This is a genomic window from Caulobacter sp. P1_B12_2 (genome assembly GCF_056406675.1).
Genome location: NZ_JBFTZS010000094.1, coordinates 1 through 12,320, shown reverse-complemented (window position 1 = coordinate 12,320; position 12,320 = coordinate 1). Strand labels below are relative to the sequence as shown.

The 12,320-nt window shown below is 67.6% G+C and carries 13 protein-coding genes and 1 pseudogene; 7 read left to right on the top strand and 7 right to left on the bottom strand.

Annotated features, from left to right (window positions below; genetic code table 11):
- Nucleotides 1–552, bottom strand: a 552-nt coding sequence (locus AC1DZ6_RS08225; RefSeq protein WP_477096707.1) for an NAD-dependent epimerase/dehydratase family protein, incomplete at its 3' end; no start/stop codon positions are given.
- Between the two features lie 46 nt (nucleotides 553–598).
- On the opposite strand from AC1DZ6_RS08225, the gene AC1DZ6_RS08220 reads away from it, so the two are divergent.
- Complete coding sequence (locus AC1DZ6_RS08220) at nucleotides 599–964, top strand: MmcQ/YjbR family DNA-binding protein (RefSeq protein WP_477096705.1); 366 nt, start codon at nucleotides 599–601, stop codon at nucleotides 962–964.
- A gap of 63 nt (nucleotides 965–1,027) precedes the next feature.
- A complete protein-coding gene (locus tag AC1DZ6_RS08215) occupies nucleotides 1,028–1,867 on the top strand; it encodes an aldo/keto reductase (protein ID WP_477096704.1) in 840 nt (279 codons plus the stop codon).
- A 6-nt stretch (nucleotides 1,868–1,873) separates the two neighbouring features.
- Here the strand turns inward: AC1DZ6_RS08215 and AC1DZ6_RS08210 are convergent, their stop codons facing one another.
- Nucleotides 1,874–2,719 carry an alpha/beta hydrolase family protein gene (locus AC1DZ6_RS08210; RefSeq protein WP_477096703.1) on the bottom strand — a complete coding sequence of 282 codons (846 nt, stop codon included), beginning with the start codon at nucleotides 2,717–2,719 and terminating at the stop codon, nucleotides 1,874–1,876.
- A 42-nt stretch (nucleotides 2,720–2,761) separates the two neighbouring features.
- Nucleotides 2,762–3,523, bottom strand: a complete 762-nt coding sequence (ppk2, locus tag AC1DZ6_RS08205) for a polyphosphate kinase 2 (RefSeq protein ID WP_477096702.1) — start codon at nucleotides 3,521–3,523, stop codon at nucleotides 2,762–2,764.
- Nucleotides 3,524–3,569: 46 nt separating this feature from the next.
- Here ppk2 and AC1DZ6_RS08200 point away from each other — a divergent pair.
- The 3 genes and pseudogenes from AC1DZ6_RS08200 (at nucleotide 3,570) to AC1DZ6_RS08190 (ending at nucleotide 6,465) form a co-directional block, all read left to right on the top strand.
- Nucleotides 3,570–4,269: pseudogene (locus AC1DZ6_RS08200) on the top strand (16S rRNA (uracil(1498)-N(3))-methyltransferase).
- A gap of 142 nt (nucleotides 4,270–4,411) precedes the next feature.
- Nucleotides 4,412–5,005, top strand: coding sequence for a TolB family protein (locus AC1DZ6_RS08195; protein ID WP_477096701.1), 594 nt, complete (start codon nucleotides 4,412–4,414; stop codon nucleotides 5,003–5,005).
- 101 nt (nucleotides 5,006–5,106) lie between these two features.
- Nucleotides 5,107–6,465: a glutamate--cysteine ligase gene (locus AC1DZ6_RS08190; RefSeq protein WP_477096700.1), complete on the top strand. Its 1,359-nt coding sequence runs from the start codon at nucleotides 5,107–5,109 to the stop codon at nucleotides 6,463–6,465.
- 56 nt (nucleotides 6,466–6,521) lie between these two features.
- On the opposite strand, the gene AC1DZ6_RS08185 is transcribed toward AC1DZ6_RS08190, so the two are convergent.
- A complete protein-coding gene (locus AC1DZ6_RS08185; RefSeq protein ID WP_477096699.1) occupies nucleotides 6,522–6,680 on the bottom strand; it encodes a hypothetical protein in 159 nt (52 codons plus the stop codon).
- Between the two features lie 113 nt (nucleotides 6,681–6,793).
- Nucleotides 6,794–7,363, bottom strand: a complete 570-nt coding sequence (locus AC1DZ6_RS08180) for a DUF427 domain-containing protein (protein WP_477096698.1) — start codon at nucleotides 7,361–7,363, stop codon at nucleotides 6,794–6,796.
- Between the two features lie 184 nt (nucleotides 7,364–7,547).
- Between AC1DZ6_RS08180 and AC1DZ6_RS08175 the strand changes: the two genes are divergently transcribed.
- Nucleotides 7,548–9,449: a peptide MFS transporter gene (locus AC1DZ6_RS08175; protein WP_477096697.1), complete on the top strand. Its 1,902-nt coding sequence runs from the start codon at nucleotides 7,548–7,550 to the stop codon at nucleotides 9,447–9,449.
- A 146-nt stretch (nucleotides 9,450–9,595) separates the two neighbouring features.
- A complete protein-coding gene (locus AC1DZ6_RS08170) occupies nucleotides 9,596–11,341 on the top strand; it encodes a flavin monoamine oxidase family protein (RefSeq protein ID WP_477096696.1) in 1,746 nt (581 codons plus the stop codon).
- Between the two features lie 12 nt (nucleotides 11,342–11,353).
- On the opposite strand, the gene AC1DZ6_RS08165 is transcribed toward AC1DZ6_RS08170, so the two are convergent.
- Nucleotides 11,354–11,821, bottom strand: a complete 468-nt coding sequence (locus tag AC1DZ6_RS08165) for a cupin domain-containing protein (RefSeq protein ID WP_477096706.1) — start codon at nucleotides 11,819–11,821, stop codon at nucleotides 11,354–11,356.
- Nucleotides 11,822–11,823: 2 nt separating this feature from the next.
- Nucleotides 11,824–12,320 (bottom strand): hydroxyacylglutathione hydrolase C-terminal domain-containing protein (locus AC1DZ6_RS08160; RefSeq protein WP_477096695.1); only part of this gene is annotated, 497 nt, incomplete at its 5' end.

Sequence of the window (12,320 nt, the reverse complement as noted above, 5' to 3'; positions counted from 1 at the left end):
GCGCAGGCCCTCGCCCTGGCCCGACAGCGGCAGCACCTTGAACCGGCGGATCAGGCCGGCCAGACGGCTGACATTGGCGTCGCGCCCTTCGACATAGATCAGGGTCGGCCGCAGGATCGTCCAGGCCACGCCGTGCTCGGCGCAGAAGGCCTCGACCTTGGCCTCGGATTCGGCCAGCGACTTGGCCACGGCGCGCTCCGAGGGCTCGGGCGAGTCCTGCTTGGTGAAGCGACTGGTCGAGGAGAACGCCACCAACCGGGTCATGCCGCGCGCCTTCAAGGCCTGCAGGGCCTGGGGCAGCAGCCAGATCGGCGACAGCGAGAACACCGTGGCGACCGGCGGCAGCTCGTCGGCCAGATTCGGATCGGCTAGGTCGCCGTCCACCCAGCAGACGTCGTCAGTGGGCGGCCGCCGGCTCAGCGAGATCGGGGTGATCCCCGCCGCGTTCAGCCGCGCCAGCATGAACCCGCCGATCAGGCTGGTGGCGCCCAGCACCAGGACGGGCGAGGCCAGATTCTGAGCTGACGGGGAAGGGGTGTTTTCAGCATCCATCTTCCCCCTATAGTCGCGCTGCAAGCGGCGACCCAGGACTTTGGTCATGACCTTCGACGATGTGCGCGCCTTCGCCTTCGGTCTGCCCGGCGTGACCGACGGAACCTCGTACGGCTATCCGTGCCTGAAGGCGCACGGCAAGTTCCTGACCCGCGTCTGGGACGACGGCGACACCCTGGTCTGCCCGGGCGTCAGCTTCGACGAGCGGGAGATGCTGATCGAGGCCGAGCCCGAGACCTTCTACGTCACCGACCACTACAAGAGTTACCCGTACGTCCTGATCCGGCTGTCGCGGGTCGACGCCGGCACGGTCGAACGCTTCCTCGAGCGCCGGTGGCGGGCCACCGCGTCCAAGACGCTGCTCAAGACCTACGACGCGGCCAAAGGCCTGAGACTTCGCGACGGCGGCTGACGCAGGCCTCGCGAGAGCCTATATCGGCTCTAGCTTCTACCCCCTCGCCCTGGAAGATCCGCCATGCCCCATTCCATCCCCGACATCCGCGCGGGCGACGTGGCCATGCCGGTCATCGGCCTGGGCACTTGGCAGCTGGACGACGGCGCCGCCCAGCCGCTGGTCGAGAAGGCCCTGGCGCTGGGCTACCGCCACATCGACACCGCCCAGGCCTATCGCAACGAGCAGGATGTCGGCGCGGCCCTGGCGGCGACCGGCGTGCCGCGCGACGAGATCTTCCTGACCACCAAGGTCTGGGTCGACCAATTTGCTCAAGGCGATTTGCAGCGGTCGGTCGAGGGCAGCCTCAAGCGCCTGAAGGCGCCCCAGGTCGACCTATTGCTGCTGCACTGGCCCAAGCCGAAGCCGGCCCTGGCCGAAACCATGGCGGCGCTCAACGACGTCCACGCCCGGGGCTTGACCCGCGCCATCGGCCTGTCGAACTTCCCCTCGGCCTTGATGGCCAAGGCCCAGGCGGCCTCGGAGGCCCCGATCGCCACCAACCAGGTCGAGTACCATCCCTACCTGTCGCAGAAGACCGTGATCGCCAAGGCCAAGGCGATGGGCTCGACCATCACCGCCTGGTCGCCCCTGGCCCAGGGCAAGGTGGCCGACGACCCGGTGCTGATCGAGATCGGCGAGGCCCACGGCAAGACCCCGGGCCAGGTGACCCTGCGCTGGCAGGTCCAGCAACGTATCGCGACCATCCCGCGGACCAAGAACCCCGCCCGTCTGGCCGAGAACTTCGACATCTTCGACTTCGCCCTGTCCGACGCCGAGATGGCGCGGATCTTCGCCCTGGCGCGGCCCGACGGGCGGCTTGGCAACTGGCTGGACGCGGCGTTCGAGTGGGACGCTGACTAGGCCCGACTAGAACGGGGTCAGTTGAACCGTCGCGGGAAGCGGGACCTTCACCGGTCCGCCGGCGCTTTCGGTCTTGGCCGCGACGGCGCGAAGGATCGCCGAGATGTCCGCGCCGTCGGGCGAGTGGCCGGCCCCGCGGATCGTGAATTGCGCGCCGGCCTTGTGCGCCGCTGTCGCCGCCCGCCGCAGCGCCTCGCCGTGGGCGAACGGGATCACCTCGTCCGCCGTGCCGTGGATCACGTAATAGGGCTCGTCCAACGTGGCGACCGCGCCGATGTTGTCGTAGCGGTCGGCGATCATCCACCGGGCGGCGGCGGGCGCCATGGTCCGAAGATCGGTGAAGGCGCCGATGGTCACCAGGGCGTCCAGCGTCTGCCGCCGGGCCAGGCCGAAGGCGACGCCGCCGCCCAGGCTGTGGCCCACCACGATCAGCTTGCCGCCGCCCGCCACGGCGCGGGCCCTGGCGAAGAACGCGTCGGCGTCGGCGGCCAGGCCCGTCTCGCTGGCTCGGCCCGGATTGCCGCTGTACTCGCGGTACTCCGCCGCCACCACGCCGTAGCCTTCGGCGATCAGGGGCGCGAGCCATTCCATCGACCGGGTCGCGGCCGAGCCGTTGCCGTGGAACACTAGGAAGGTCGGCTTGCCGTCGCGCGGTGCGATCTCGACGCCCTTGAGGAGCAGGCCGTCGGCCGTCCGCACGCTGTCGATCACCGCGCCGGCCGGCAGGCCTGACGGGTCGAACGGGGCGGTGGGAGCGGGGTAGATGCGCTCGTGAATCTGCGCCCTGACGGGAACCGAAACCAGCAGGACGCCGACGAGGCCGGCGACGGCGAAGAGGGCAAGGCGCTTCATGGCCGCGATGCTATGCGGCTCAGCTTGAAGCGCAAGCCCGCGTCAGCGCGCCAGCCGCCCGTCCGTCAGCGCCGTCGGCTCGAACTTGAAGATGACTTCCGGGTCCGGTCGCTTGATCCCCTTCAGCAGCTTCTTCGGGGCCGAGGCGTGCAGCAGCCAGCGCAGGATGTTGAGCCGCGCGGCCTTCTTGTGGTTGGCGCGCACGCAGATCCAGGGGGCGGGCGTGGAGTGGGTGCGGATCAGCATCTCGTCGCGGGCCGCCGAATAGTCGTCCCACTTGGTCTGGGCCACGGCGTCCAGGTCGCTGACCTTGAAGGCCTTCAGCGGATCCTCGCGGCGGGCCTTCAGGCGCTCGGCCTGGGTCTCCTGGTCGATGTCCAGCCAGAACTTGCTCAGCTTGACCCCGTTCTCCACCAGCATCAGCTCGAAGGCCGGCACGTCGCGCAGGAACTGCTCCTGCTCGTGCGGGGAGGAAAAGCCCATCACCCGCTCGACCCCGGCCCGGTTGTACCAGGAGCGGTTGAAGACCACGGCCTCGCCGGCGGCGGGCAGGTGGCGGGCATAGCGCTGGAAGTACCACTCGCTACGCTCGCRGTCGCTGGGGGCGGGCAGGGAGATCACCTGGGTGGCGCGGCGGTGGGCGTGCTCGGTCAGGCGGGCGAYGGCCCCGTCCTTGCCGGCGGCGTCGCGGCCCTCGAAGATCGTGACGGTCTTCCAGCCTTCCTTGATCGCCTGCCGCTGCAGGCTGATCAACGCCAGTTGCAGGTCACGGAGTTCGGCTTCGTAGTCTTCGAGCTTGCTCATGTCTGGAGCCTACCCCCGTCCGGTTCAGTTGCGCTAGAAGAGCGGCATGATCCGTCTTTTCGTTCCCCACCCGCTCAAGACCGGCGCCGGCGTCGCGCCCAACGTCGACCAGTCGCGATACCTGACCGCCGTGATGCGGCTCAATGTCGGCGACGAGATCCTGGCGTTCAACGGCCAGCACGGCGAGTGGCGCTGCAGCCTGACCGAGGCCGGAAAGCGCGGCTGCCTGCTGCGCTGTGAGGCCCCACGCACCCGACCTCGACCTGGTGATCGCCATGGTCAAGCGCGGCCGGGTCGAGACCATCGTCGAGAAGGCCGCCGAGCTGGGCGCGCGCCGGGTGCGCCTGACCCAGACCCGGCGGACCAATGTCGACTTCCTCAAGCTGGGGCGCCTGGACGCCATCGCCATCGAGGCCGCCGAGCAGACCGGCCGCCTGGACGTGCCGATGATCGACGACCCGATGAAGCTGGACAAGATCCTCGACGGCTGGGATCCCGAGCGCCGACTGATCTTCTGCGACGAAGGCGGCGACGCCAAGGGCATGACCGAGGCGCTGGCCGGCACCTCGGCGCCGGCCGCCATCCTGATCGGCCCCGAGGGCGGCTTCGCTCCGGAGGAGCGCGAGCGCCTGCGGAGCCTGCCGTTCGTCATTCCTGTGTCGTTGGGGCCGCGCATCCTGCGGGCGGACACGGCGGCGATCGCGGCGATGACGCTGTGGCAAGCGGCCGCGGGGGATTGGCGCTAGCGGCGGCGCCTCCGCGATAGCTTCGGGCCGCGTCCGGCGCGACCTGCAAAGTAGCCGCGTCGAGAGTTCGCTTCTGGGCACAACCTGCGATGGACTTGCCGGGTGCGCTCCTTGATAGTCGTCCCAGCATTGGGGGCGACCCATGAAAACGTTCGCACGCACAATCGTCACGTTGGCTTTGGCTTGGAGCGGCTTGCCCGTCCTGGCGGCGGAGCCGACCTATGAAATCGCCTTCGCCAGCTTCGCTCCGCTCAATAGCGACATCTTCATCGCCGACGCGGACGGAAGCCATGCCAAGCCGTTCCTGCCGCATGCCGAACTCGATTCCAACGCCAGCTTCTCACCCGATGGAAAGTGGGTGCTGTTCACGTCGCGACGCGCGGGAAACTCGGACATCTACCGTGCGCACCCCGATGGCGGCGGATTGGAAGCCTTGGTGGCCTCGCCCGCCTTTGACGACCAAGCCGCCCTGTCGCCCGACGGCCGGACACTGGCCTTCGTCTCCAGCCGTAGCGGCCAGGCCGACATCTGGTTGCTGGATTTGGCCAGCAAGGCGCTGCGCAACCTGACGAACAACGCCGCGGGCGACTTTCGCCCGTCCTGGTCCCCGGACGGACAGTGGCTGGCCTTTTCATCGGACCGCGATTCCGAAAATCCCCGCAGTCCCAAGGGTGACTTCACGATCCGGCATTCGACCGAACCTTCCTTGTTGCGAAAGACTGGGCGTCCCTCTTGAGGTTCGCTAAGAAAACGCCCAACTGCGCAGCACGACAGTTCGCGGGCGGGTCGGAGGGTTTGCCCCTCCCTTCTTGATGCGTGTTTTGGGAGGGATGGCCGATGGCCGAAGCCGCGAGCCAGGAGCGTCCGCTGACGCTGGACGATCTGACCGCCTATTTCGCCCAGGGCTCCAAGCCCAAGGAAGCCTTCCGGGTCGGCGCCGAGCACGAGAAGTTCGGCTTCTACCTCAAGGACCACACGCCCGTTCCCTACGAGGGCGACAAGGGCGTGCACGCCCTGCTGACCGGCCTGCAGCGCTTCGGCTGGAAGCCGGTGATGGAAGGCCCCACGATCATCGGGCTGGAGCGCAACGGCGCCAATGTCAGCCTGGAGCCCGGCGGCCAGTTCGAGCTGTCCGGCGCGCCGCTGCTGACCATGCACGACATCTGCGACGAGACCGGCCAGCATCTGGACGAGGTCAAGACCGTGGCCGACGAGCTGGGCCTGGGCTTCCTGGGCCTGGGCTTCTCGCCGGTCTGGAAGCGCGAACAGGTGCCGGTGATGCCCAAGGGCCGGTACGTCATCATGCGCAACTACATGCCCAAGGTCGGCGGCCTGGGCCTGGACATGATGCTGCGCACCTGCACCGTGCAGGCCAATCTCGACTTCTCCAGCGAAGCCGACATGGTCGCCAAGTTCCGCATGAGCCTGGCCCTGCAGCCGATCGTCACCGCCCTGTTCGCCAATTCGCCGTTCACGGAAGGCAAGCCCAACGGCTTCCTGTCGGCTCGCGCCAATGTCTGGAACGACACCGACCCCGACCGCACCGGCCTGCTGGACTTCGTGTTCGAGGACGGCTTCGACTTCGAGCGCTACGCCCGCTACGCCCTGGACGTGCCGATGTACTTCGCCAAGCGCGGCGACAAGTACATCGACCTGGCCGGCCGCAGCTTCCGCGACTTCATCGACGGCAAGATCGCCGAGCTGCCGGGCGAGCGCGCCTCGATCAAGGACTGGGCCGACCACACCACCACCCTGTTCCCCGAAGTGCGGCTGAAGACCTATCTGGAAATGCGCGGCGCCGACGCCGGCCCTTGGAGCCGCCTCTGCGCCCTGCCGGCCCTGTGGACCGGGGTGTTCTACGACGACGCGGCCCTGGCCGCGGCCTGGGACCTCTGCAAGGACTGGACGGCCGAGGATCGCGCCGGCCTGCGCCGCGACGTGCCGAAGCTGGGTCTGAAGGCCGTGGTGGCCGGCCGCACGGCCCAGGACGTGGCCAAGGACTTCGTGGCCATCGCCAAGTCGGGCCTGAAGTCGCGCGCTCACCTGAACGGCGGCTTTCTGGACGAGACGATCTATCTGGGCGACCTGGAAGAGATCGCCGCGACCGGGATCACCCCGGCCGAGCGGCTGCTGTCGCTCTATAACGGCGCGTGGAAAGGCGACATCAACCGGGTGTTCGAGGACTTCGCGTACTAGGTCCGCCGTGATGCCGGAGGTCGGCTCGCCGCCTCCGGACCGGAGATCGCTCGTGGCTAGAAGATCGCGCGGGCCGTCGCGATGATCCCGACCCAGGCCAGCACGCTGGCCGCCACGACCGCCAGGCGGCCCCAGGCCAGCTTGGCGCGCGCGGGGCGCGAACGCGCCTTGCGAGGCGACGGACGCAAACCGGAATCATAACCGATGTAAGCCACGACGTTTTCTCCCGGGACGCCTCTCTGGAGGAGGCTTCGCGCTAAGCGCTGCGGGCATTGCAGCGCTTGAAAGGTTAACGAACGCTTTACAATTGTAGATGGTGAAACGTGGCTCAGATTGATCCGGTTCCCTCATAGGGCTTGGCGACGTGGGGCGGCCCATCGTTGCGAGCTTCGTCTTCTCGGATGTCGTCCCCCTCCCAGGCCTGGTCGTCAGGCATGGAAACATTGGGCTCCCAATGCTCCGCCTGGCTGGAGCCCGAGCCGCTGTCGGTATGCCGGACCACCTCGTTGACGTCGACGGCCCGCGTCTCGGCCGCGCTGAGGCCGGCGCGCTTGAAATCCACATGCTCGGGATAGAAGGCCAGGCGGCCGGCGATCTGGCTGACGCCGGGCAGCGGGCTCTCGTACGACCAGACGGCGTTCTCGATGATCTGGGCGTCGCGATGGATCGTGTAGTAGCTGGCCTGGCCCTTGTAGGGGCAGTGGGTGACCTTGTCGGTCTTCTGCAGGAAGTCCATGGCCACGTCCGAGCGCGGGAAATAGCGCACCGGAGCGTAGTCCGCTTCCTTGAGCACCAGCACATCGCCGCTGTCGGCGATCTCGTGGCCTTCGAAAAGCACCCCCACCCGTCCGTCTTCACGCGAACAGGTGATGGGGTGGTCCTGGGTGGAGTCGGTCATGGTCAAATCTCCCGCCTGAGAGGGGCGTCGCTCATCAAACGCGCGGCGGGGGAGGGCGGCTCCGAAGCGGCAAGCCATTGCTTGTGAAACGCAAAGCGCCGTGATCTTCTCCCCGCCAATTGGGGAGGGGAGGGCGAAACCACCTGCTGGTCGCCCTGCCGTTTGTACGTTTCAAGGTTCGTGAATGAATATCGTTGTCGCCGCCGGCATACTGGTCACCCTCGTGACCGGCGTTCCCGTGCTTATCCAACTGCTGCGGGGCCATCCGCGCGGTCTGATCATCTGCTTCCTGGCCGAGATGTGGGAGCGGTTCTCCTACTACGGCATGCGCGGCCTGCTGATCTTCTATCTGACACAACACTTCCTGTTCGATTCGAAGACCGCCGGCGGCCACTACGGCTCCTATACCTCGCTGGTCTATATCGTGCCGCTGCTCGGCGGCTTCCTGGCCGACCGCTATCTGGGCACGCGCAAGGCCGTGGCCTTCGGCGCGATCCTGCTGGTGGCGGGCCACCTGACCATGGCGGTCGAGGGGCGCCCGGCGACCCAGACCCTGGACTATGCCGGCCAGACCTACGAGTTCCAGGTCAAGGGCCGCGGCGAGGAGCGGACGGCCAAGATCGTCGTCGGCGACAAGCCCTATGAGGTGGCCGCCAACGAGGCGGGCGACTTCGAGATCAAGAACCTGCCGGCCCAGTCCGTCCTCCCCTCGGTGCTGCCCAAGGGCCAGTACAAGCTGGGCGTGACGGACCGCGACCCGCTGTACCTGAACATCTTCTGGCTGGCGCTTTCGCTGATCATCGTCGGCGTGGGCTTTATGAAGGCCAATGTCGCCACCCTGGTGGGGCAGCTGTATCCGCAGGGCGATCCGCGCCGCGATCCGGGCTTCACCCTCTACTACTACGGCATCAACCTGGGCTCGTTCTGGGCGGCCATCCTCTGCGGCCTGCTGGGCGTGAACGTGGGCTGGAACGCCGGGTTCGGCATGGCCGGCATCGGCATGCTGGCCGGCTTCGTCGTCTTCGTGCTGGGCAAGCCCTGGCTGCTGGGCAAGGGCGAACCGCCCGAGCCCAAGAAGCTGAAGGCCCCCGTCGTGGGCCCGCTCAACCGCGAGGGGCTGATCTACATCAGCTCGCTGGGCGTGGTCGGAGCGATCTTCTTCCTGGTGCAGTACACCCCGGTGGTCAGCGCCACCCTGGTGGCCGGAATGTTCGGCTCGCTGGGCTACATCCTGTGGTTCGCCTTCGTGAAGTGCGAGAAGGTCGAGCGCGAGCGGCTGCTGCTGGCCACGGTGCTGGTGCTGGGCGCGGTGGTGTTCTGGACCCTGTTCGAGCAGGCCGGCTCGTCGCTGAACCTGTTCGCGGCCACCAACGTCAACCTGACCCTGCTGTCGCATCCGGTGCAGTGGTTCGGCGGAGCGGTGGTGCTGGGCGCACCCGAGCAGCTGGCCGCGGCCGGGATCGACCCGGTCGGCAAGCTGTGGGTCAACACCTCGTTCAACGCCGCCCAGACCCAGGCGATCAACGCCGGCTGGATCCTGATCTTCGCCCCGGTGTTCGCCGCCCTCTGGACGGTGCTGGGCCGTCGCGGCCGCAACCCGGGTCCGATGATCAAGTTCGGCCTGTCGCTGATCCAGGTCGGCGCGGGCTTCCTGATCCTGCTGGTCGGGGCGCACTTCGCCGACGGCGCCTTCCGCATGCCGCTGATCTTCCTGATCGTCATGTACATGCTGCACACCTCGGGCGAGATGTTCATGTCGCCGGTCGGCCTGTCGCAGATGACCAAGCTGTCGCCGCTGTCGATCGTCTCGTTCGTGATGGCGGTCTGGTACATGGCCCTGGCCATGGCCAACCTGTTCGGCGGCTGGATCGCGGGCATCGCCTCGACCGAGACCATCGGCGGTCAGGTGTTGGACCCCGCCGCGGCCATGGCCCAGTCGTTGCTGGTGTTCAAGATCATCGGCCTGATCTCGATCGGCATCGGCGTGCTGTTCCTGGCCCTGTCGCCGATCCTCAAGAAGTGGTCGCACGGCTCGGACGACACCAACCCCGAGCCGGCCGTCGAGCCGGCCGCGGTCGCCCCCTAGGCGTCGCGTCCCGACGAAGAAGGCCCCGGAGCGATCCGGGGCCTTTTTTCATGCCTGGCGCTCAAGCTCAAAGTTGACGCGAATATTTCCACATCGCACGCTATGGTAGATTGAACGGCGCGAAGCCGCCAGCTTGGGAGGGCGTCATGGGAACCACCTACACCATCTTCGGCGCGGGGCCGGCCGGCCTCTACACGGCCTGGCGGCTGGTCACCGGCGGCAAGGCCGTGGCGGGCGACATCGTCGAGCTGATCGAGTGGGGCCACTACGCCTTCGACGGTCCGGGCTCGGGCTCCCGCCTGCCAGCCGGGCGGATCGTGACCCACTTCTGCGACGACGACCCCACCCAGTCCTATGTCGAGGCCGGCGGCATGCGGTTCATCGAGTGGGACGGAACCCAGGGCCACCAACTGGTCACCCTGACGATCAACATGCTAGGCCTGGGGCCTCAAGTGGTGCCGTTCAACACCACCACCGATCCGCTGCTCTATCTGCGCGGCGAGCACATCTATCAGAAGAACCTGGCCACCCAGAACGCGCCCTACAACACGCCGGGCAACAACGCCGCGCCGGCCGCGACGCTGTTCGCCAACATCTCGGACCTGATCACCGCCGTCCCGGCGCCCTCGACGCGGACCGCCCAGTGCGCCTTCTACGGCGACGGGACGCTGCCCCCGACCTTCAACTCGTTCGTCTACAAGCCGGGCGCGATCGCCGGCAACATCGGCTACTGGAACATCTTCTACGACCAGGCCGGCAACGAGGGCTACGAGTACGCCTCGGACGCCGGCGGCTACACGTCCAACGTCATCAACTGGAACGCCGCCAACGCCGCCGTCTACAACAGCGAGTTCGCGCCGGGCGGCCAGTTCAAGACCGTGCAGGGCGGCTATTCCCAGGTCTTCGTCCAGCTGTTCCAGCAGACCCGCGCGGCGGCGCAAGACGCCGGGGTGGCGTTCTCGCTGCAGGCCAAAACCCGGCTGCATTCGGTCTGGCTGGCGGACGGGGTGATAAATTACCGCCTCGCCAGCGCGGCCGACCCGTTCAAGGGCGGGCCGACCCTGACCACGCCCAACGCCTTCCTGGCCATGCCGCCGGCCTCGCTGGATCTGGTGGCCGAGGCCACGCGCTATGTCGACCTGCCGAACGATACGCTGGACATCATGAACGCCCGGCCGGTGCAGCTCTACATGGACGGGGTGATCCGCCAGCCGTCGATGCGGGTGATGTTGTTCTTCGACAGCCCGTGGTGGGAGACCTGCCCGTATCCGCCGGACCTGACCAGCGACGGCCTGCCCAACACTTTCGGCCCGACCATCACCGACCTGCCGCTGCGCCAGGTCTACTATTTCGGCAACAACAGCGACGACAATCCCAACCCCGTCTACGGGGTGCTCGCCTCGTACGACGACATGCAATACGTGCAGTTCTGGCAGGAACTGGAACTTCACGTAGACGAGCGCCGCACCATTCCGCTCGAGGAGGACTACCAGGTCCTGCAGGCGCCGGCCCGAGCCAACGACACGATGATCCGCATGGTGCTGCTGGAGCTGGCCAAGGTGCACTACGGCGATCCAAACGACGCCTACCAGATCCCCTGGCCGGTCTCGGCGGTCTACAACGACTTCTCGTTCAACCCGTTCGGGGCCGGCTACCACGCCTGGGCGGCGCACTACGRCATCTGCGACGTGATGCAGAAGATCCGCCAGCCGACCGGCCTGGTGGACTGCGCCCAGGCCGCCAACCTGTTCATCATCGGCGAGGCCTATTCCAACGACCAGGCCTGGGTGGAGGGGGCGTTCTGCACGGCGGAGTCGGTGCTGGTCGACTATTACGGCATGACCACCATCGCCGACACGACCAACTATCCGCTGATCTGCGCCTGCAAGTGACCCTGTGCTCGGCTATGGCCGCCGAGGAGCCTGGGAGTGCGGGCGCCAGTCCTTCGGCGCCAGTTCGAAGCCGTCGAAATGGAAGCCCGGGGCCACGGTGCAGCCGACCAGGGTCCAGGCCCCGAGGCTGACGGCGGTCTGCCACCAGCCGGTGGGCACCACCAGCTGCGGACGGCCGCCGGCCCGCAGGTCGGGACCCAGGGTGTGGACGGTCGCGCCCTGCCCGTCGGGGGGCGACATGGTGATCTTCATCGGCGCCCCGGCGTAGAAGTGCCAGACCTCCACCGCGTCGATCTTGTGCCAGGCCGACATCTCTCCGGCTTGCAGCATGTAGTAGATCGCGGTCGAGGCCGGACGTGCCTCTTCGGCCGGCGTGTCCTCGAACGTCCTGGTGAACCAGCCGCCCTCGAGGTGCGGCTGCAGGTCCAGCAGCCGAATGACCTCGTTGCCGCTCAGTTCGCTGGAGATTTCCGACACCATGCTCACCCCTTGAAACCGTCCTTGGCGGCGCGAATCTCACCGAAAGCCTCGGCCGGCGCCAGATGGGGCCGCAGCAAAGGCGCGCGCAAGAAGGGATTGGTCGCTTTTTCCAGGCCGATCGTGGTCGGAACGGTGGGTTCGCCCCGCTCGCGGGCGGCGAACACCGCCTTGGCCCGATCCTTGAGCGCCGGCGCGTCGTCGACCGACAGGGCGAAGCGGGCGTTCGAGGCGGTGTATTCGTGGGCGCAGTAGACGGTGGTGTCGTCCGGCAGGGCGGTCAGCTTGGACAGCGATCCCCACATCTGCTCGGCCGTGCCCTCGAACAGCCGGCCGCAGCCCAGGGCGAACAGGGTGTCGCCGACGAAGGCGATGTGGTCCGTGGCGTCATGATAGGCGATGTGGCCCAGGGTGTGGCCGCCGGTGTCGATCACCGCCAGGGGCGTGTCGCCGAGCATCACCGTGTCGCCCTGGACGACCGGGCGATCGAGCGGCGCGATGC